17 protein-coding genes are annotated in these 18,462 nt (G+C 73.5%); 8 read left to right on the plus strand and 9 right to left on the minus strand.

Features of this window, described 5'->3' with window-relative positions; translation table 11 throughout:
• Positions 1-369 precede the first annotated feature (369 nt).
• Positions 370-1,254 carry a LysR family transcriptional regulator gene (locus LG395_RS18530; protein WP_225810505.1) on the minus strand — a complete coding sequence of 295 codons (885 nt, stop codon included), beginning with the start codon at positions 1,252-1,254 and terminating at the stop codon, positions 370-372.
• 120 nt (positions 1,255-1,374) lie between these two features.
• On the opposite strand from LG395_RS18530, the gene LG395_RS18535 reads away from it, so the two are divergent.
• The 6 genes from LG395_RS18535 to LG395_RS18560 all read left to right on the plus strand — a co-directional run bounded on the left by LG395_RS18535 (position 1,375) and on the right by LG395_RS18560 (position 7,675).
• Positions 1,375-2,046: a succinate dehydrogenase gene (locus LG395_RS18535; protein ID WP_225810650.1), complete on the plus strand. Its 672-nt coding sequence runs from the start codon at positions 1,375-1,377 to the stop codon at positions 2,044-2,046.
• A gap of 1 nt (position 2,047) precedes the next feature.
• The gene (locus tag LG395_RS18540) at positions 2,048-3,997 is read left to right on the plus strand and encodes a fumarate reductase/succinate dehydrogenase flavoprotein subunit (protein WP_225810506.1); all 1,950 of its coding nucleotides are present in this window, start codon (positions 2,048-2,050) and stop codon (positions 3,995-3,997) included.
• Positions 3,994-4,743 carry a succinate dehydrogenase/fumarate reductase iron-sulfur subunit gene (locus LG395_RS18545; RefSeq protein WP_225810507.1) on the plus strand — a complete coding sequence of 250 codons (750 nt, stop codon included), beginning with the start codon at positions 3,994-3,996 and terminating at the stop codon, positions 4,741-4,743. The genes LG395_RS18540 and LG395_RS18545 overlap by 4 nt, the downstream gene beginning before the upstream one ends.
• Positions 4,744-4,835: 92 nt before the next feature.
• Entirely contained in the window at positions 4,836-5,864 is a 1,029-nt protein-coding gene (locus LG395_RS18550) for a hypothetical protein (RefSeq protein ID WP_225810508.1), read from the plus strand.
• 144 nt (positions 5,865-6,008) lie between these two features.
• A complete protein-coding gene (locus LG395_RS18555) occupies positions 6,009-6,779 on the plus strand; it encodes a GNAT family N-acetyltransferase (protein WP_225810509.1) in 771 nt (256 codons plus the stop codon).
• Positions 6,779-7,675 carry a lysophospholipid acyltransferase family protein gene (locus LG395_RS18560; RefSeq protein ID WP_171150607.1) on the plus strand — a complete coding sequence of 299 codons (897 nt, stop codon included), beginning with the start codon at positions 6,779-6,781 and terminating at the stop codon, positions 7,673-7,675. Before LG395_RS18555 ends, LG395_RS18560 begins: the two co-directional genes overlap by 1 nt.
• A 64-nt stretch (positions 7,676-7,739) precedes the next feature.
• On the opposite strand, the gene LG395_RS18565 is transcribed toward LG395_RS18560, so the two are convergent.
• The 3 genes from LG395_RS18565 to LG395_RS18575 form a co-directional block, all read right to left on the minus strand.
• On the minus strand, positions 7,740-10,076 hold the full coding sequence (locus LG395_RS18565) for an ATP-binding cassette domain-containing protein (RefSeq protein WP_225810510.1): 2,337 nt from the start codon (positions 10,074-10,076) through the stop codon (positions 7,740-7,742).
• Between the two features lie 29 nt (positions 10,077-10,105).
• The gene (locus LG395_RS18570) at positions 10,106-10,303 is read right to left on the minus strand and encodes an antitoxin (RefSeq protein WP_171150605.1); all 198 of its coding nucleotides are present in this window, start codon (positions 10,301-10,303) and stop codon (positions 10,106-10,108) included.
• Between the two features lie 74 nt (positions 10,304-10,377).
• Positions 10,378-11,385, minus strand: coding sequence for an LLM class flavin-dependent oxidoreductase (locus LG395_RS18575; protein WP_171150604.1), 1,008 nt, complete (start codon positions 11,383-11,385; stop codon positions 10,378-10,380).
• A 143-nt stretch (positions 11,386-11,528) separates the two neighbouring features.
• Here LG395_RS18575 and LG395_RS18580 point away from each other — a divergent pair, with 143 nt between their 5' ends.
• Positions 11,529-12,020, plus strand: coding sequence for a phosphatase domain-containing protein (locus LG395_RS18580; protein ID WP_225810511.1), 492 nt, complete (start codon positions 11,529-11,531; stop codon positions 12,018-12,020).
• Between the two features lie 20 nt (positions 12,021-12,040).
• On the opposite strand, the gene LG395_RS18585 is transcribed toward LG395_RS18580, so the two are convergent.
• Positions 12,041-12,256, minus strand: a complete 216-nt coding sequence (locus tag LG395_RS18585) for a dodecin (RefSeq protein ID WP_171150603.1) — start codon at positions 12,254-12,256, stop codon at positions 12,041-12,043.
• 210 nt (positions 12,257-12,466) lie between these two features.
• Between LG395_RS18585 and LG395_RS18590 the strand changes: the two genes are divergently transcribed.
• On the plus strand, positions 12,467-13,723 hold the full coding sequence (locus LG395_RS18590) for an extracellular solute-binding protein (protein WP_225810512.1): 1,257 nt from the start codon (positions 12,467-12,469) through the stop codon (positions 13,721-13,723).
• Between the two features lie 15 nt (positions 13,724-13,738).
• On the opposite strand, the gene egtD is transcribed toward LG395_RS18590, so the two are convergent.
• The 4 genes from egtD to egtA are packed head-to-tail and all read right to left on the minus strand — an operon-like array spanning position 13,739 to position 18,199.
• Entirely contained in the window at positions 13,739-14,698 is a 960-nt protein-coding gene (gene egtD / locus LG395_RS18595) for an L-histidine N(alpha)-methyltransferase (protein ID WP_171150601.1), read from the minus strand.
• Positions 14,695-15,510, minus strand: a complete 816-nt coding sequence (gene egtC / locus LG395_RS18600; protein ID WP_225810513.1) for an ergothioneine biosynthesis protein EgtC — start codon at positions 15,508-15,510, stop codon at positions 14,695-14,697. Before egtC ends, egtD begins: the two co-directional genes overlap by 4 nt.
• Positions 15,510-16,853 carry an ergothioneine biosynthesis protein EgtB gene (egtB, locus tag LG395_RS18605; RefSeq protein ID WP_225810514.1) on the minus strand — a complete coding sequence of 448 codons (1,344 nt, stop codon included), beginning with the start codon at positions 16,851-16,853 and terminating at the stop codon, positions 15,510-15,512. The genes egtC and egtB overlap by 1 nt, the downstream gene beginning before the upstream one ends.
• Positions 16,850-18,199, minus strand: a complete 1,350-nt coding sequence (gene egtA / locus LG395_RS18610; protein WP_225810515.1) for an ergothioneine biosynthesis glutamate--cysteine ligase EgtA — start codon at positions 18,197-18,199, stop codon at positions 16,850-16,852. Before egtA ends, egtB begins: the two co-directional genes overlap by 4 nt.
• Positions 18,200-18,462 lie beyond the last annotated feature (263 nt).

Consider the following 18,462-nt stretch of genomic DNA (forward strand, 5'->3'; position numbering starts at 1 on the left):
CGGTCCCACCGACGGTCCGACCGAACACCGCCACGGGCTCCGTCGGCGCCGTTCCCCGGGCTGTTCCACGGGCACGGCCCACGGCTTCACCGGCGCGTTCTGCGCTGCCGCCGGCGCCGACGGCGGAACCGTCCGCGCCACCGCCGGCACCCCTCCGCCCCCTGCCACCGGCGGCCCGCCCGGACAAACCGCTGATCACCCGCGCCCCGGCGGCGTCCTCGGCTACCGCTCCGGCGGCCCCATCCCCGCGGCCGGCGGCCACTCCCACCGCCCCGGCGCCGCCACCCGCGTGCCTCGGCGGCGCTGCCACCGCCCCCGGTGGGCCCTCGCCCGGACCAGTGGTCGCCCGCGCCCCGGCGGCGCCGTCGGCTACCGCTCCAGCAGCATCCGCTGTAGTTCCCGGGCCGCCCGTGGCGGAGCCACGTCGCTGCGGTGGGCCAGGCCGATGGTGCGGTGCAGGCCGGGGCGGGCCAGCGGGGTGACCCGTAGGCCCCGGCCCGCCCGGGCGGCCACCATCCGGGGCACGACGGCCACGCCGAGCCCCGCCCGGACGAACCCGAGCACCGCGTCCATCTCCCCGCCCTCCACCGCGAAGTCCGGCTCGAACCCGGCGGAGCGGCACGCGGCGACGGTCAGTTCCCGCAGGTCGTACCCGTGCCGGAACATCACCAGCCGTTCCCCCTCCAGATCGGCGATCTCCACGGCCCGCCCGCCCCGGCCGGGTTCCGGTGCCTCCGGCGAGGACACCACCACGAGGTCCTCGCGCAGCAGCTCCACGGTCGTCAGCGCGGGCGCCGGCGTCGGCAGCGGCAGCACGATCAGCGCGAGGTCGAGCGCGCCGCGCGCCAGCTCCCGCACCAGGTCGTGGGAGCCGCTCTCCTCGATCAGGAGCTGGATACCGGGATACCGGTCGTGGAAGGCCCGCAGCACGTCCGGCAGCAGTCCCGTGCACAGGCTGGGCGTCGCGCCCAGCCGTACCCGCCCCCGCCGCAGCTGCACCAGTTCCTGCACCTCGTGCCGGGCGGTGTCGGCGTCGGCCAGGATGCGCCGGGCCAGCGGCAGCAGCGCCTCGCCGGCGTCGGTGAGCGTGATGTTGCCCCGGGCGCGCAGGAAGAGGTCCGCACCCAGCTCCCGCTCCAGCGCCCTGATCTGCTGGGACAGCGAGGGCTGGGCGACATGGACCAGCTCGGCGGCCCGGGTGAAGTGCCGGGTCTCGGCGACGGCCACGAAGTACTGGAGCTGTTGGAACTGCATCCAGCAAGAATAGCTTCAGCCTATGGAAACAAGCCGGACCATGTCTTGGACCGATCGGGTCGTTCGCCCCTAGCGTGCTGTTCCATGGCTCTGGCAACGCGGACGGACCGACGGCCGTCCATGGCGCGCACGCTGTGGGACTCCTCCGTCGGCAAGAAGACGGTGATGGCCGTCAGCGGCGTGATCATGCTGCTGTACCTGGTCGCGCACATGATCGGCAATCTGAAGATCTACTTCGGCGCGGGCGAGTTCAACCACTACGCGCACTGGCTGCGCACCGTCGGCGAGCCCTTCATGCACTACGAGTGGACGCTCTGGCTCATCCGGATCGTCCTCGTGGTCGCCGTGGTGGCCCACGCCACGTCCGCCTACCAGCTCAGCCGGCGCGACATCAAGGCACGGCCCAGCAAGTACGTGCACAAGAAGCCGCGGGCCAGTTACGCGACCCGCACCATGCGCTGGGGCGGCGTCATCCTCGGCCTGTTCATCGTCTGGCACCTCCTCGACCTGACCACCGGCACCGTGCACTCCGGCGGCTTCCAGGAGGGCCATCCGTACCAGAACGTGGTGGACACCTTCTCCACCTGGTACGGCGACGTGATCTACATCGTCGCGATGCTCGCACTCGGCCTGCACATCCGGCACGGCTTCTGGAGCGCCGCCCAGACCCTCGGCGTCGGCAGCCGCAGCCGCGACCGCGCCCTGAAGACCCTCGCGAACGTCCTCGCGCTGCTGCTCACGGCGGGCTTCATCGCCGTACCCGTGGGCGTCATGACCGGAGTGGTGAGCTGACATGAGTACCTACGCCGACTACACGACCGGCGCGCCGGTCACCGACACCAAGGCCCCCACCGGGCCCATCCACGAACGCTGGGACAAGCGCCGCTTCGAGGCGAAGCTGGTCAACCCCGCCAACCGGCGCAAGCACACGGTCATCGTGGTCGGCACCGGTCTGGCAGGCGGCTCCGCCGGCGCCACCCTGGCCGAACAGGGCTACCACGTCGTCCAGTTCTGCTACCAGGACTCACCGCGCCGCGCCCACTCCATCGCCGCGCAGGGCGGTATCAACGCGGCGAAGAACTACCGCAACGACGGCGACTCCATCCACCGCCTGTTCTACGACACCGTCAAGGGCGGCGACTTCCGGGCCCGCGAGTCCAACGTCCACCGGCTCGCGCAGATCTCCGTCGAGATCATCGACCAGTGCGTGGCCCAGGGCGTGCCGTTCGCCCGCGAGTACGGCGGCCTGCTCGACACCCGCTCCTTCGGCGGTGTCCAGGTCTCGCGCACCTTCTACGCCCGCGGCCAGACGGGCCAGCAGCTGCTGCTGGGCGCCTACCAGGCGCTGTCCCGGCAGATCGCGGCGGGGAACGTGGAGATGCACCCGCGCACCGAGATGCTCGACCTGATCGTCGTCGACGGACGGGCCCGCGGCATCGTGGCGCGCGACCTCGTCACCGGCAGGATCGCCACGTACTTCGCGGACGCCGTGGTCCTCGCGAGCGGCGGCTACGGCAACGTCTTCTACCTGTCGACCAACGCGATGAACTCCAACGCGACCGCCGTCTGGCGGGCGCACCGGCGCGGCGCGTACTTCGCCAACCCCTGCTTCACCCAGATCCACCCGACCTGCATCCCGCGCACCGGCGACCACCAGTCGAAGCTGACGCTGATGAGCGAGTCGCTGCGCAACGACGGCCGCATCTGGGTGCCCAAGGCCCAGGGCGACAACCGTCCGCCGAACGAGATCCCCGAGGACGAGCGCGACTACTACCTGGAGCGCATCTACCCGTCCTTCGGCAACCTCGTGCCCCGGGACATCGCCTCCCGCGCCGCGAAGAACGTCTGCGACGAGGGCAGGGGAGTGGGCCCCGGCGGACAGGGCGTCTACCTGGACTTCGCCGACGCCATCCGGCGCATGGGCCGCAAGGCCGTCGAGGCCAAGTACGGCAACCTCTTCGACATGTACCAGCGGATCACCGACGAGGATCCGTACGAGGTGCCGATGCGGATCTACCCGGCCGTGCACTACACGATGGGCGGGCTGTGGGTCGACTACGACCTCCAGACCACGATCCCCGGTCTCTTCGCGATCGGCGAGGCCAACTTCTCCGACCACGGCGCCAACCGGCTCGGCGCCTCCGCGCTGATGCAGGGACTCGCCGACGGCTACTTCGTGCTGCCGGCCACCATCAACGACTACCTGGCCCGCAACCCGCACCAGGAACCGGTCACCGAGCAGCACCCCGTCGTCCAGGAGGTGCTGGCCGAGACGGAGGACCGGATCAACCTCCTTCTCGCGGTGGACGGCGACCGCACCCCGGACTCCTTCCACCGCGAACTCGGCGAGCTGATGTGGGAGTTCTGCGGCATGGCCCGCTCCGACACGGGGCTGCGCAAGGCGCTGGAGCGCATCCCGCAGATCCGCGAGGAGTTCTGGCGCCGGATCAAGGTGCCCGGCACCGGCGAGGAGTTCAACCAGTCGCTGGAGAAGGCCAACCGGATCGTCGACTACCTGGAGCTCGCCGAGCTGATGTGCCTCGACGCGCTGCACCGCGACGAGTCCTGCGGCGGCCACTTCCGCGAGGAGTCCCAGACCCCGGACGGCGAGGCCGCCCGCAAGGACGACGCGTTCGCGTACGCCGCCGCCTGGGAGTTCACCGGCACCGGCGAGGCGCCCGTCCTGCACAAGGAAGACCTGGTCTTCGAGTACGTCCATCCCACCCAGCGGAGCTACGCATGAAGCTCACCCTGCGCGTCTGGCGGCAGAAGAACGCCGACGCCGAAGGAGCGATGTCCACCTACGAGGTGGACGACATCTCGCCCGACATGTCCTTCCTGGAGATGCTGGACGTCCTCAACGAACAGCTCATCCTCTCCGGCGAGGAGCCGGTCGCCTTCGACCACGACTGCCGCGAGGGCATCTGCGGCGCGTGCTCGCTCGTCATCAACGGCGACGCGCACGGACCGGAGCGGACCACCACCTGCCAGCTGCACATGCGGTCCTTCCGGGACGGCGACACGATCGACATCGAGCCGTGGCGGGCGTCCGCGTTCCCCGTGATCAAGGACCTGGTCGTGGACCGGTCGGCGTTCGACCGGATCATCCAGGCCGGCGGCTACGTCACCGCGCCGACCGGCTCCGCGCCCGAGGCCCACGCCACGCCGGTGCCGAAGGCCGACGCCGACTTCGCGTTCGAACACGCCGAGTGCATCGGGTGCGGGGCGTGCGTCGCCGCGTGCCCGAACGGCGCGGCGATGCTGTTCACCTCCGCCAAGGTCAACCACCTGAACGTCCTGCCCCAGGGCGCGCCCGAGCGGGAGACGCGGGTGCTGGACATGGTGGCCCAGATGGACGCGGAGGGCTTCGGCGGGTGCACGCTGACCGGTGAGTGCGCGACCGCCTGCCCCAAGGGCATCCCGCTGGTCTCGATCACCAGCATGAACAAGGAGTGGCTGAGGGCCACCCGGAAGGCCGGCAAGAGGTAACACCCGAGAACGTTCGCCGACCGGTGGACGGGCGGGGCCGGGTGGTGCTCCCCGGCCCCGTCTGGCTTCTCCGGCCTCGGCAGTCTCCGCGCATGATCTTCGGGAACAAGGGGAAGCCGCGGTTCCTCGACGCCGTCACCGGTTTCGAGGCCGCTGTGCGCGAGCGGGACGCCGACCGGTCCCAGCAGTACTTCCAGGACATGCACCGGTACTTCGGTGAGGCGGCCGGCACGGAGTTCCACCAGGCCGGGCCACGGCTCGCCGCGGTACTCGACGAGGTCCCGCCGGGGCCGCGCGCCACCGTCGCCGTGATCGTCGGCGCTTGCGTCGAGCGCGGCGCCGACGCCTCGCTCTGCGGGCCGCACGTCCTCGCCGGGCTCGCCGGGACGCTCGACGGCGCCCGCGAGTTCTGCGTGCGCTGGGCGGCCACCGGCGGGGGCGACTTCCCCGACCCGGAGGCCGAGGAACCGCACGAGGGCCTCTTCGACCGGGTCGGCCCGGAGGCTGCCCTGGCCTGGCTGACCCTGCACCAGTGGGAGATGGCCGCCGTCGCCATGCTCAACCACGCCGCCGTCCGCACCGCCCTCGACGCCGGGGCCCGCGCCGGCCTCCTCCAGGCGCTGCGCGCGGTCGAGGAAGCCTCCGGCCACGACTTCAAGTGCCTGGCCTACGCCCTGCTCGTCCTCGACGACGAACCGCTGGTCGTCCTGCACCGCCCCACCGGCACCGGCTACGCGATGCGCATGACCGGCATCGGTGACAACTTCCAGCTGCACACCCTGCTCGCCGACGTCCTCGTCGGCGGCGGCCACCTGCCCGGCCGCGCCCCCTCCGCCGAGGAGGCCGCCGTCTGCCGCGACCAGCCCGGCCAGGTGGACACCACCGGCTCCTTCAACCTCGTCACCCCCTCCGGTGACTGGGTGTGGAACGAGGGCACCCCCTCGGACATCCCCGTCGTGGACGGCGTACGCCTGCTCGTCCTGGACCCGCCGCCGTACGAGCGGAGCCGGCCCGCGGGCCGCTTCTTCCCGCACATGCGCGGCGACCTGGTCCTGGAGCGGGTGCTCGACGAGGGCGAGGCCGGGCGGCTGCTCACCGGATGCGTCGCCAAGGACGGCTGACCGAGGCGTTCACCACCCCCACATCCGCCCTCCCGGCACCGGTCACGCGCACGCCAACCGGCCTCGGAAGAACAGGAGCGGCGGGCCGTACGCACCGGGCCCGCCGCCCCCGCCGCCGACCCGGCCCGTGCCCAGGAGTAAGCCATGACCGGCGTTTCCACCCTCGACCGTCCCCCGCAGCCCGCGGCACCCACCCGCTACACCGTCACCCTCGCCCGCGACGAGGCCGACGTGCGCGCCGCCCAGCGGCTGCGGCACGACGTCTTCGCCGGGGAGATGGGGGCCCTGCTGGCCACCGTGGAACCCGGGCACGACGTCGACGCCTTCGACTCCTACTGCGACCACCTGCTCGTCCGCGAGGAGGTGACCGGACAGGTCGTCGGCACCTACCGGCTGCTGCCGCCGGAGCGGGCCGCGATCGCCGGCCGGCTCTACTCGGAGGGCGAGTTCGACCTGGCCGCGCTGGACGCGATCCGGCCCGGCCTGGTCGAGGTCGGCCGCTCCTGCGTCCACCCCGACCACCGCGACGGCACCGTCATCGGCCTGATCTGGGCCGGCATCGCCCGCTACATGACCGACCGGGGCCACGAGTGGCTGGCGGGCTGCTGCTCGGTGCCCCTCGCCGATGGCGGCGCCCTCGCCACGGGCACCTGGGAGCGGGTCAGGAACAAGCACCTGGCACCCGAGGAGTTCCGGGTCCGGCCGCTGCTGCCGTGGACCCCGAACGCCCAGGTCCCGGCCGCCCGCACCGAACTCCCCGCCCTGCTGCGCGGCTATCTCCGGCTCGGCGCCTGGGTGTGCGGCGGGCCCGCGCACGACCCCGACTTCGGGGTCGCCGACCTGTACGTCCTGCTGTCGATGCGCCGGGTCGACCCGCGCTACCTGCGGCACTTCCTCTCCCTCGTCCCGGCCTGATGAACGCCTGGCTGCCCACCGCGCCCTGCACCCCGCGCGCCTGCCTGGAGCCGGTCCGGGCCGCCGCGGCCGTACCCCGTGCCGTGCTGCGGCTCACCGCGGTCGCCGTCCTGCTGCTGGCCGGGATCGCGCTGACCCCGCTCGGCGGGAGGATCCCCGCCGAGTGGGTCGGGCGGTGGTGCCGGACGATCGTGCGGGCCATCGGGGTCCGGGTCCGGATCACCGGAGCCGCCCCGCGGGCCGGCGGGCTGCTGCTGGTCGCCAACCACGTCTCGTGGCTGGACGTCCCGCTGCTCACCGCGGTGCGCCCGGCCCGGATGCTCGCCAAGAGCGAGGTCCGGGGGTGGCCCCTGGCGGGCGCGCTCGCCGCGCGCGGCGGGGCCCTGTTCATCGAACGGGACCGGCTGCGCGCCCTGCCCGGTACGGTCGCCGAGATCGCGGGCGCCCTGCGCGCGGGCGCGGCCGTGGCCGCGTTCCCCGAGGGCAGCACCTGGTGCGGGCGCGCCCACGGCCGCTTCCGCCGGGCCGTCTTCCAGGCCGCCCTCGACGCGGGCGTGTCCGTGCAGCCGGTCGGCCTGCGCTACCGGCGGCAGGACGGCGGGCCCGGCACCGCGGCGGCCTTCGTCGGCGAGGACACCCTGCTCGCCTCCCTGTGGCGGGTGGCCCGGACCCGCGGTCTGGTCGCCGAGGTGGAGGTCCGGCCGGTGATCCCGCCGGGCACCCACCCCGACCGCCGCGCCCTCGCCCTCGCGGCCCAGCCGGCCGCACCCGAACCGGCCTGGACCCACACGGCGCTGGTCGCGAGCGCGCCGGAGGCGCCCTGCGACCGGTTCGGCCGGCCACGGACAGGCACGCAGGACGGCCGGGCGGGAGCCTCCCGGCTCCCGGCGCGCTGACCGCGGCGTGCCGCGCCGCACGGTCGTGCCGGGCGACCGGTCCGGCCGCGCGGGCCACCCGCGCTCAGGGCACCACCCGCTCCAGATAGGGCGCCGTGGCGCTGCCCTCCGCGCGGGCGACCCGCTCCGGTGGTCCGGCCGCCACGATCCGGCCGCCCCGGTCGCCGCCGCCCGGGCCCAGGTCGATCACCCAGTCGGCGCCCGCGACCACCGTCATGTCGTGCTCCACCACGACGACGGTGTGCCCGGCGTCGACCAGTCCGTGCAGGCGGTCCGTCAGGACCTCCACGTCGGCCGGGTGCAGACCGGTCGTCGGCTCGTCCAGCAGGTACAGGGTGTGGCCCCGGCGCCCGCGCTGGAGCTCGCTCGCCAGCTTGATCCGCTGTGCCTCGCCGCCGGACAGCTCGGTCGCCGGCTGGCCGAGCCGCAGGTAACCGAGGCCCACGTCGAGCAGGGTGGCAAGGCTGCGGACGGCGGCGGGGGAGTCCGCGAAGAACTCCGCGGCGGCCTCCACGGTCAGGTCGAGCACGTCGGCGATGGTCCGCCCCCGGTACGTCACCTGGAGCGTCTCGGGGTTGTAGCGGGCTCCGCCGCAGTCCGGGCAGGGCGCGTAGGTGCTCGGCAGGAACAGCAGTTCCACGCTGACGAACCCCTCGCCCTGGCAGGTCTCGCAGCGTCCGCCGGCCACGTTGAACGAGAACCGCCCGACGCCGTAACCGCGTTCCCGCGCCTGACGCGTGCCGGCGAACACCTTCCGCACGACGTCGAACAGGCCGGTGTAGGTGGCCAGGTTGGACCGCGGGGTGCGCCCGATGGGCTTCTGGTCGACCCGGACCAGCCGCTCGACGCCGTCCAGGCCCTCCGTCAACTCGCCGACGAGCGTGGACTTGCCGGAGCCGGAGACACCGGTCACCGCGGTGAACACGCCGAGCGGGAACGCGGCCGTCACCCCCCGCAGGTTGTGCCGGGTCACCGGGCCCACCGTCAACCAGCCGCGCGGTGAACGGACTTCGCGTCGCGGACCGGGCGACTCGTCGAAGAGGAACACGGCCGTCGCCGACTCCTCGACCGAGGCCAGCTCGGCGACCGGCCCGCTGTACAGCACCCGCCCGCCGTGCTCGCCCGCGCCGGGGCCCACGTCGACCACCCAGTCGGCGCCGCGCACGACCTCCAGGTGGTGCTCCACCACGAACACCGAGTTCCCGGCCGCCTTCAGCCGGTCCAGCACGGTCAGCAGCGCCTCGGTGTCCGCCGGGTGCAGCCCGGCGGACGGCTCGTCCAGCACGTACACCACGCCGAACAGCCCGGACCTGAGCTGCGTGGCGAGCCGCAGCCGTTGCAGCTCGCCCGCCGAGAGGGTGGGGGTGGCCCGGTCCAGGCTGAGGTAGCCGAGCCCCAGCTCGACCACCGGTGCGATCCGGGACGCGAGGTCGGCGGTGAGCACCCGGGCCGTCTCGGTGCCGGCGCCGGCTCCGAGCAGTCCCGCGAGGTCGGTCAGCGGCAGTGCGGCCAGCTCGGCGATGGTCCGCCCGCCGAAGGTCACCGCGAGGGCCTCGGGTCGCAGCCGGCTGCCCCCGCAGGCCGGGCAGGGCGCGCTGGTCAGGAAGCGCTCCGCCTTCGCCCGCAGGGTCGGCGACTTGGTGTCGGAGAACGTCTTCAGGACGTACCGGCGGGCGCTCGTGTAGGTGCCCTGGTACGGCCGTTGGATGCGGTCGGCGTCCCGGACCGGGTGGACGGTGACCACCGGCTGCTCGTCGGTGAACAGGATCCACTCGCGCTCACGCGCGGGCAGTTCGCGCCAGGGCCGGTCCACGTCGTGGCCGAGCGCGTCCAGGATGTCCCGCAGGTTCTTGCCCTGCCAGGCACCGGGCCAGGCCGCGACGGCGCCCTCCCGGATGGTCAGCGAGGGGTCCGGGACCAGCAGTTCCTCGGTGGTCTCGTGCACCTGCCCGAGGCCGTGACAGGTGGGGCAGGCACCGGCAGCCGTGTTCGGCGAGAACGCGTCCGAGTCCAGCCGCTCGGCTCCGGGCGGGTAGGTGCCCGCGCGCGAGAACAGCATGCGCAGCGAGTTGGAGAGGTTGGTGACGGTGCCCACCGAGGAGCGGGAGCCGGGGGCGGAGCGGCGCTGCTGGAGCGAGACCGCGGGCGGCAGCCCGGTGATCTCACCGACCTTGGGCGCCCCCACCTGGTGGATCAGGCGGCGCGCGTACGGGGCGACCGACTCGAAGTACCGCCGCTGCGCCTCCGCGTAGACGGTGCCGAACGCCAGGGACGACTTGCCCGAGCCGGAGACGCCGGTGAAGACGGCCAGGACGTCCCGGGGGATGTCCACGTCGACGCCCTTGAGGTTGTGCTCGCGGGCGCCGCGGACGCGGACGTAGGGGTCATGGGGGATGTGCATCGGGGGGAAACTTTAACCGCCCCGGTGCGTCAGACCTGCGGAGGGTTGTCCCGGTCCTGCGGCCGGGTGCCGAACTCGTCGCGCAGCTTGTCCTGGCCGGTGTCGACCTGCGACCGGTACTTGTTCCCGGTGCGCTGGTCGACGTAGTCGCCGCCCTTGTCGATGCCCTTGTCGGCCATGCCCTCACGGCCCTTGAGCATGCCCTTGATCTTGTCCTTGAGGGACATGGCAGCCCTCCTCGTCGCTAGGGGTTCGCCCTCCCAGGGTCACCGGCCCGGGCCGGGTTCGCATCTCGGGCGGGTCACCGGGCCGGCGCGAAGAGCGCGGCGAGGCGCCGGTGGGAGTCGAGCAGGGCCGTACGGTCGTAGGTGCTGGTGGTGACGAGCACCTCCTCGGCGCCCGTCTCCTTGAGCACGCTCTCCAGTTCGTGGGCGACCTGGTCGGCGGTGCCCGCGATGTGCCCGGCGAGCCCGGACACGTACAGGTCCCGTTCCTTCGCGGTCATCGCGCGGGCCTCGACCGCTTCGGCGGGGGCGAGCGGCGGGAAGGTGCCGTGCGTGCGGGAGTACGCCATCGCCCAGGCCTCGGGGACCAGCAGCCGGCGCGCCTCCGCCTCGGTGCCGGCGACCGCGACCGTGCCGGAGATCACGACGTACGGCTCGGACGCCCAGCGGGAGGGGCGGAACAGGGAGCGGTACTGGTCGATGCCGCGCAGCATCCTCTCCCGGGCCCGCAGGTCCCCGATGACCATGGGCAGGCCGGCGCGGGCCGCGATCCGCGCGCCCTCGCCCATGGCCAGCACGAACGGCGGCACGGTCAGGCCCTCCGCGGGACGGGCGTGCACCCCGGTCGGCGAGCCTGCGGTGAACCAGTCCAGCAACTCGCCGAGCTGCGCCGCGAAGTCCTCGGCGTCGCCCTTGTCCCGGCCGAGCGCCCGGCGCACCCCGTCCGTGAAGCCGACGGAGCGGCCGAGCCCCATGTCGACACGGCCCGGGAACAGGGACTCCAGCACCCCGAACTGCTCGGCGACGACCAGGGGCCGGTGGTTGGGCAGCATGACCCCGCCGGTGCCGACCCGGATGGTGCGGGTGGCGGCGGCGACCGCGGCGGCGAGCACGGTCGGCGCGGAACCGGCGACACCCGGCACGCCGTGGTGCTCCGACACCCAGAACCGGTGGTATCCCAGCGCCTCCGCCTCGCGGGCCAGCGCGACGGTGTCGCGCAGCGCCTCGGCGGGCGGGTGGCCCTCGCGGGTGCGGGAGCGGTCGAGGACGGAGAACCGGGTCCGGCTGATCACTGTGCTGCTCACACCAGGGTTCAACGCCGGAGGGGGCCCGGGATTCCCGTGGCCACGCCCGGTGGGTGCGCGGGTACGCACCGTACGGCCCCACGGGCGTGGCGCCGCCGGTGGCGCGCCCCCGGACCGGGCCGGGGCTGGTTAGGGTGGCCGGTGTGACCGACAGCAGCGCGCGCCCGCTCGCCGTGTTCGACCTCGACAACACGCTTGCCGACACCGCCCACCGCCAGCGCTTCCTGGAGAGCCGGCCGCGGAACTGGGACGCGTTCTTCGCCGCCGCGCCCCAGGACCCGCCGATCGCCGAGGGCGTGGCGCTGGCCGTGGAGAGCGCCCGCGCCTGCGAGGTCGTCTACCTCACCGGCCGCCCCGAGCGGTGCCGCCGCGACACGCTGGAGTGGCTCGCCGCCCACGGTCTTCCCGAGGGGCGCGTGCACATGCGCGGCGACGCCGACCGCAGGCCGGCCCGGTTCACCAAGCTGGAGACCTTGCGCCGGCTCGCCTGGGACCGGGAGGTCCGGGTGGTCGTGGACGACGACGAACTGGTCTGTGACGACGCCGAGCGGGCCGGGTTCACCGTCGTACGGGCCCGCTGGGCCGCGAAGTCGGCCGCGCTGGAAGAGGCCCAGGAGCGGGAGGGACGTACCTGAAGGGGCCTGCGTGGGGCGGCTCAGTCGCCGTCCTCCAGGCGGAACCCCACCTTCAGGCCCACCTGGTAGTGCTCGACCCGGCCGTTCTCGATCTGGCCGCGGATCTGGGTCACCTCGAACCAGTCCAGGTTGCGCAGGGTCTGGTCGGCACGGGCGATGCCGTTGCGGATGGCCTGGTCGAGGCCCTCGTGCGAGGTGCCGACGATCTCGGTGACCCGGTAGGTGTTGTTCGTCATGCGGGTGCTCCTCTCGTGTCACGCCGTACTCCACCGTGCCGTATCCCCGCCCCGCGCGCACGGCGTCGCGGGCCGCCCGGGGGCCGGGCCTTGACCTCCGCATTGGTCCATACCAAAATCCAGCACACCCGTACGAGCCGTGCGCTCGTCCCCCCACGCCGGGCCCCCGCCCCTGTCCCAGCACTCCCGCCAGACAGAACAGGACCCCTCGTGAGACGTCGTCTGCTCGCCCTCCTCTGCGTCACCGGCTCCCTCGTCAGCGGCTGCGGGATGCTCCCCGGCGACCACGGCCGCAAGACCGTGACCGTGTGGCTGATGAAGGGCAGCGCCTCCGGTGAGTTCCTGCGGCGGTTCACCGAGGACTTCGAACGCACCCACGAGGACCTGCGGCTGGACATCCGCATCCAGGAGTGGACCGGCATCGTCGACAAGGTCCGCGGCGCGCTCAAGGCGGGCTCGCAGGACGGCCCCGACGTCATCGAGGTCGGCAACACCCAGGTGCCGCTGTACGCGGACGGCGGCCGGCTCGTGGACCTGACCCTGGAGTCGATGCGTGACTGGGGCAAGGACAAGTGGCTGCCCGGTCTCGCCGAACCCGGCAAGGACGGCAACAAGCAGTACGGCATCCCCTGGTACGCCGCCAACCGCGTCGTCATCTACCGCAAGGACCTGTTCGAGCAGGCCGGCATCACCAGCCCGCCCCGGACCCGCGACGCGTGGCTCGCCGCCACCGAGAAGCTCGACTCCGGCGGCAACCAGGGCATCTACCTCGCCGGGCAGGACTGGTACACGCTCTCCGGCTTCATCTGGGACGAGGGCGGCGACCTCGCCCGCGAGAAGGACTACGAGTGGCAGGGCGCCCTGGACACCCCGGCCGCGCTGCGGGGCATGGACTTCTACCGCCGGCTCCAGGCGCTGGGCGAAGGGCCCGTGGACGCCGACGAGGAGCACCCGCCCCAGGCCGGGGTGTTCGCCGGCGGCAAGGTCGCGCAGATCGTCGCCGTACCCGGGCTCGCCCAGGCGGTCGTCCGGCAGAACCCGGGCCTGAAGGACAAGCTCGGCTTCTTCCCGGTGCCCGGCCGGACCGCCGGGCGGCCCGGCACGGTCTTCACCGGAGGCTCGGACCTGGTCGTCCCGGGCAACACCGACGACCAGTTCGCCGCGACCGCCGTCGTCGGGGCGCTCACCGGCGCCAAGTGGGACACCGAGCTCGCCCGCACCATGAACTACGTGCCCAACAAGACCACACTGGCCGGCGCGGTCGGGGGCGAGGAGGGGGTCGCCGCCATGGCCGCGGGCGCGGCACACGGCCGGGCGACCCCCAACACCCCTCAGTGGGCCGACGTGGAGGCCGACAACCCCATCAAGGAGTACATGACCCGGGTGCTGCGCGGCGCGGACCCGGCGACCGAGGCCCACCGCGCCTCACGCCGGATCACCGAGGCCCTCGCCCCGAACGTGGGCTGAGCGGGCACGCCCGGCTCACCGCACCACGCTCAGCGACAGCGCGAACCGGCCCTCGGCGTCCGTCCACCAGTGGGTCAGCTCCAGGCCGGCCGCGGCCAGTTCCCCGGACACGCCCTCCTTGCGGAACTTGGCCGACACCTCCGTGCGCAGCTCCTCGCCGGCCGCGAAGTCGACGGCGAGATCCAGCGCGGGCACCTTCACGGTCTGCGCGGTACGGGAGCGCAGCCGCATCTCGATCCACTCCCGCTCGGCGTCCCAGAGAGCCACGTGGTCGAACGCGTCCGGGTCGAAGTCGGCGCCCAGTTCGCGGTCGACCACGGCCAGCACGTTCTTGTTGAAGGCGGCCGTCACCCCGGCCGCGTCGTCGTACGCCCGGACCAGCACCCGTTCGTCCTTCACCAGGTCCGTGCCGAGCAGCAGCCCGTCGCCCGGGGCGAGCAGCGCGCGCACGGAGGCCAGGAACTCCGCGCGTTCGGCGGGCAGCAGGTTGCCGATCGTGCCGCCGAGGAAGGCGACCAGCCGGGGTCCCGGTGTGGCGGGCAGGGTCAGCGGGGCGGTGAAGTCGGCGATCAGCGCGTGCACTTCGAGCTCGGGACGCTCCGCGGTCAGAGCCTCGCCGGCCTGGGTGAGGGCGCTCTCGCTGACGTCGACCGGGACGTACGCCGCGAGGGGCAGCGCGTCGATCAGATAGCGGGTCTTCTCCGAGGAGCCCGAGCCCAGTTCGACCAGGGTGCGGGCACCGCTCGCGGCGGCGATCTCACCGGACCGGGTGGCGAGGATCTCCCGTTCGGCGCGCGTGGGGTAGTACTCGGGCAGTTCGGTGATCCGCTCGAACAATTCGCTGCCCCGGGCGTCGTAGAACCACTTGGGCGGCAGCCACTTGGGCGTGGCGGTGAGGCCGTGCAGGACGTCGGCGCGCAGCGCGGCGTCCGTGGCGTCCTCGGCGAGCGTGCGGGTGACGTGCAGGGGGCTCAACGGCAGGGCTCCTTCGGTGATCGGGGTGCCAGCGCTCGGGCCGAGCCGTGCGCGGGGGAGAGAGCCGGGTCCTCCAGTGGGGCGAGCAGCACGCCGGCGCGGCTCGCGGTGAGCACCGTGCGGTCGGGGACCTCCCGCCAGATCGGGTCGTCGTCGTACGGCTCGGAGGCGACGACCGTGCTCCGGCCGGGCTCCGTGCGGTACCAGAGCGAGTCGCCCCAGGCGGTGGCGGTGATCGTGGCTCCGTCGGTCAGCAGCAGGTTGAGGCGGGAGGCGGGGGCCGCCCGCGCCAGCTGGCGAACCGTTTCACCCATGGCCTGGTCCGGTTCGTCGCCGCCGCGCAGCCGGTGCAGCACCAGCGCCCAGACGAACGCCGAGTCGTTACGGGCCTGGAGCGAGAGCAGTTCGACCGGCGGCAGCGCGGACACCAGGGGCGCCGCCGCGTCCGGCCAGCCTGCGACCGCGCCGTTGTGGCTGAACAGCCACCGCCCGGCCGCGAACGGCGCCGCGGCGGCCTCGGCGTCCGCCCCCGCGAAGGTCGCGTCCCGCACGGCCGCCAGCACGGCACCCGAGCGCACCACCCGGCACAGGTCGGCGAAGGACAGGTCGGCCCAGATCGGCCCGGCCCGCCGGTAGCGCGCCGGTACCGGGTCCTGGGAGGCGTACCAGCCCACCCCGAAACCGTCGGCGTTGACCGTGCCGTGCCGCTGCCGGCGCGGCGCCCACGACTGGCGGAACAGGCTGTGCGGCGGCTCCGTGAGGATCCGGCCGAGCGGCTCCTCGGGGCCGAGATAGGCAAGGTGACGGCACATCAGACCGCCTCCGAGCGCGCGGTGCGGAACCCGGAGAAGATCTGCCGGCGGATCGGGTAGTCCCAGTTGCGGAAGGTGCCCCGGCAGGCCACCGGGTCCACGGCGAACGAACCGCCGCGCAGCACCTTGTGCTCGGGGCCGAAGAACACCTCCGAGTACTCCTTGTACGGGAAGGCCCGGAACCCCGGGTAGGGCAGGAAGTCGCTCGACGTCCACTCCCACACGTCACCGATCAGCTGCCGGACGCCGAGCGGCGAGGCACCGGCCGGGTAGCTCCCCGCGGGAGCGGGCCTGAGGTGCCGCTGGCCCAGGTTGGCGTGTTCCGGTGCCGGGTCGGCGTCCCCCCACGGGTAGCGCCGCGAGCGGCCGGTGGCCGGGTCGAAGCGGGCCGCCTTCTCCCACTCCGTCTCGGTGGGCAGCCGCCGCCCGGCCCAGCGGGCGTAGGCGTCGGCCTCGTACCAGCACACGTGCAGCACCGGCTCGTCCGGCGGGACCGTCTCCGTGATCCCGAACCGGCGCCGCAGCCACTGGCCGCCGTCGCGCCGCCAGAACAGCGGGGCGGAAATGGCGTGCTGCCTGATGTGCGCCCAGCCCCGCGGTGACCACCAGCGCTCGGTGTCGTAGCCGCCGTCCTCGATGAACGCCTGGTACGCCGCGTTCGTCACCGGGGTGGTGTCGATCCAGAACGGCGCCACCTCGCGCGGGTGCGCCGGGCGCTCGTTGTCCAGCGCCCAGGGCTCGCTGGAGGTGCCCATGGTGAACGGGCCGCCGGGCACGAGGACTTCGGCCGGCCCGGTGAACAGCGGGGCCGGTTCCGGGTCCGGGGCGGTCAGCGCCTGCGGGCCCTTGCGGAGCTGATGGGTGATCAGCATGGTCTCGTCGTGCTGCTGTTCGTGCTGGGCGATCATGCCGAAGGCGAAACCGGCCTCGGTCAGCCGGGTGCCGTGGAAGTCCGCGGTCTGGAGCAGGTCCAGCGCCCGGCCGCGCACCTCCGCCGCGTACCCGCGGGCCTCGGCGGGCGGCAGCAGCGGCAGGGTGGGGCGCTCGGCCCGCGGGTGCTCGAAGGCGTCGTAGAGGCTGTCTATCTCCGGCCGCATCGCCTCCCGGCCGCCGACCGTCCGCAGCAGCCACAGCTCCTCCTGGTTGCCGATGTGCGCCAGGTCCCAGACCAGGGGCGACATCAGCGGCGAGTGCTGGGCGGTGAGGTCCGGTTCGTCGACGCAGGAGGTCAGCAGCGTGGTGCGGTCGCGGGCGGTGGTGAGGGAGGCCAGCGCGCGCTCCCGCAGCGCCTCGGCGTCCGTCTCGGCCGTCTGGGTGTCGATGTCGGTCTCCGGGGCGGTCATGTACGGATGTCCTTCCTCCCGTGGGCGGTGCGGGTACCCCCGGCCGGGCCGGGCCCGGACGACGGCGGGCCGGTCACGGAGAACCGGTCCAGCAGGTCGTCGGCCGGGCAGCGGCCCCGGGCGACGTAGCGGTCCCGGTACGCCGCCACCGCGTCGGTGACCCGGGCGGTGGCGCCGAGCCGGGGCAGCGCGTCCAGGGCCGCCGCGAAACAGACGTCGGCCGCCTCGCGCAGCTCCGGGTCGGCGAGCCCGAACCGGGCCGCGTCGACCCACAGGGGGTTGTGCGGGGCGGGCAGGTTCAGGGCGCGTTCGCGCAGGGGCTTCACGGCCCGGTAGGCGGTCTCCGCGGCTTCCGGGTCGTCGAACAGCGCCGCCGTCACCGCGAGCGGCACGATCCAGCCGTCCTCGCCGGGCTGCGCGTCGATCATGCGCAGCTCCAGGTGGCCGCGCGGCCGGACCGGCGGGAACAGCGTGGTCAGGTGGTAGTCCAGGTCCGCCCGGGTGGGCGGCCTGGGTGTGCCGGAGCGGGTCCACTCCCGGAAGGTGAGCCCCTCGGGCACGTCCCAGGGCCCGCCGTCCCGGCGCACGCACATCACCGGCGCGTCCAGCACGTGCCGGGCCCAGGCGGCCCGTGGCTCGCCGTCCAGCGGTGGAGCGCCGGCCCGGCCGGCACCTATCTCCGTCCACACCAGCTGCCGGGTGGACTGCCAGCCCGTGGGGCGGCCTTCGATCAGCGGCGAATTGGCGAACGCGGCCACCAGGACCGCGCCCAGCTGGTGCGCCAGCCACCAGCGCCGGGTGTGGCCCAGCGGGCCGGGCTCCTCGTGGCCGGCGTCCACGCAGACCTGGACGGACGCCGAGGCGCACATCATGTGCCGGCCGGCCGGACCGGTGCGGTCCAGGCAGGTCTCCATGGCGTCGTAGCGGGGCTCGTGCAGGAACCTGCGCGGCGCGTGCCAGGGATCGTGGCCGATGCCCGCGAGGCCGAGACCGTCCCGGGCCAGCACGTTCCGGACGGCGTCCAGGTCGGCTGAGACGGTGTCGACGCACTCCATCAGGGAGGCGGCGGGCGGCGAGCTCAGCTCCAGCTGGCCGCCGGGTTCGACGGTGAGCGCCGATTCCAGAGGTACGGCCCGCACACGGGTGTAGGCCGCTTCGAGTCGTTCGGGTGTGACCGGGAGCCGTGGCAGCTCCAGCGGGTGGACGAGCCACTCCAGCTCGACACCGAGGGTACGGGGCGGTCCGGTCTTGAAGCAGATGCCCCGGACCAGGGCCTCCACCTCGGCCTCGGTGACGGCGGTGCGGTGCTCGGTACAGTCACCACCGTCGCTCTGCGTATGAGACATGTCGGGATCCTCCTGAGATTCCACCATGCCGCCGACCCGGGACGCGGGCCGGGCAGGCACTCGTCCCACCCAAGACCTTCGCTCCGATTCGCACAAGAGTGCCAGCCGGGATGTTCCTGATTTATTACTTTTGTTTCTTCACGTGTCTCCCGGCCGTAGGGGAGCCGGGAAACTCCGTTGCACCGTCCCACCAGCATCACCCAGGATGCGTGAATGAGCACGACGGGGGAGACCGCGCGGGCCGCGGCCACGGCGCCCACGGG

The sequence above is a fragment of the Streptomyces spinosus genome (genome assembly GCF_020400655.1).
In the GTDB taxonomy this organism is placed as follows: Bacteria; Actinomycetota; Actinomycetes; order Streptomycetales; family Streptomycetaceae; genus Streptomyces; species Streptomyces argyrophylli.

Excerpts from the sequence above, each read along its gene's own strand:
- egtC (WP_225810513.1), bottom strand. The coding sequence starts at position 15,510 with ATGTGCCGTCACCTTGCCTATCTCGGCCCCGAGGAGCCGCTCGGCCGG.
- LG395_RS18530 (WP_225810505.1), bottom strand. The coding sequence starts at position 1,254 with ATGCAGTTCCAACAGCTCCAGTACTTCGTGGCCGTCGCCGAGACCCGG.
- LG395_RS18555 (WP_225810509.1), top strand. The coding sequence starts at position 6,009 with ATGACCGGCGTTTCCACCCTCGACCGTCCCCCGCAGCCCGCGGCACCC.
- LG395_RS18550 (WP_225810508.1), top strand. The coding sequence starts at position 4,836 with ATGATCTTCGGGAACAAGGGGAAGCCGCGGTTCCTCGACGCCGTCACC.
- LG395_RS18560 (WP_171150607.1), top strand. The coding sequence starts at position 6,779 with ATGAACGCCTGGCTGCCCACCGCGCCCTGCACCCCGCGCGCCTGCCTG.
- LG395_RS18535 (WP_225810650.1), top strand. The coding sequence starts at position 1,375 with ATGGCGCGCACGCTGTGGGACTCCTCCGTCGGCAAGAAGACGGTGATG.
- LG395_RS18540 (WP_225810506.1), top strand. The coding sequence starts at position 2,048 with ATGAGTACCTACGCCGACTACACGACCGGCGCGCCGGTCACCGACACC.
- LG395_RS18585 (WP_171150603.1), bottom strand. The coding sequence starts at position 12,256 with ATGACGAACAACACCTACCGGGTCACCGAGATCGTCGGCACCTCGCAC.
- egtB (WP_225810514.1), bottom strand. The coding sequence starts at position 16,853 with ATGACCGCCCCGGAGACCGACATCGACACCCAGACGGCCGAGACGGAC.
- LG395_RS18545 (WP_225810507.1), top strand. The coding sequence starts at position 3,994 with ATGAAGCTCACCCTGCGCGTCTGGCGGCAGAAGAACGCCGACGCCGAA.
- LG395_RS18565 (WP_225810510.1), bottom strand. The coding sequence starts at position 10,076 with ATGCACATCCCCCATGACCCCTACGTCCGCGTCCGCGGCGCCCGCGAG.
- egtA (WP_225810515.1), bottom strand. The coding sequence starts at position 18,199 with ATGTCTCATACGCAGAGCGACGGTGGTGACTGTACCGAGCACCGCACC.
- LG395_RS18570 (WP_171150605.1), bottom strand. The coding sequence starts at position 10,303 with ATGTCCCTCAAGGACAAGATCAAGGGCATGCTCAAGGGCCGTGAGGGC.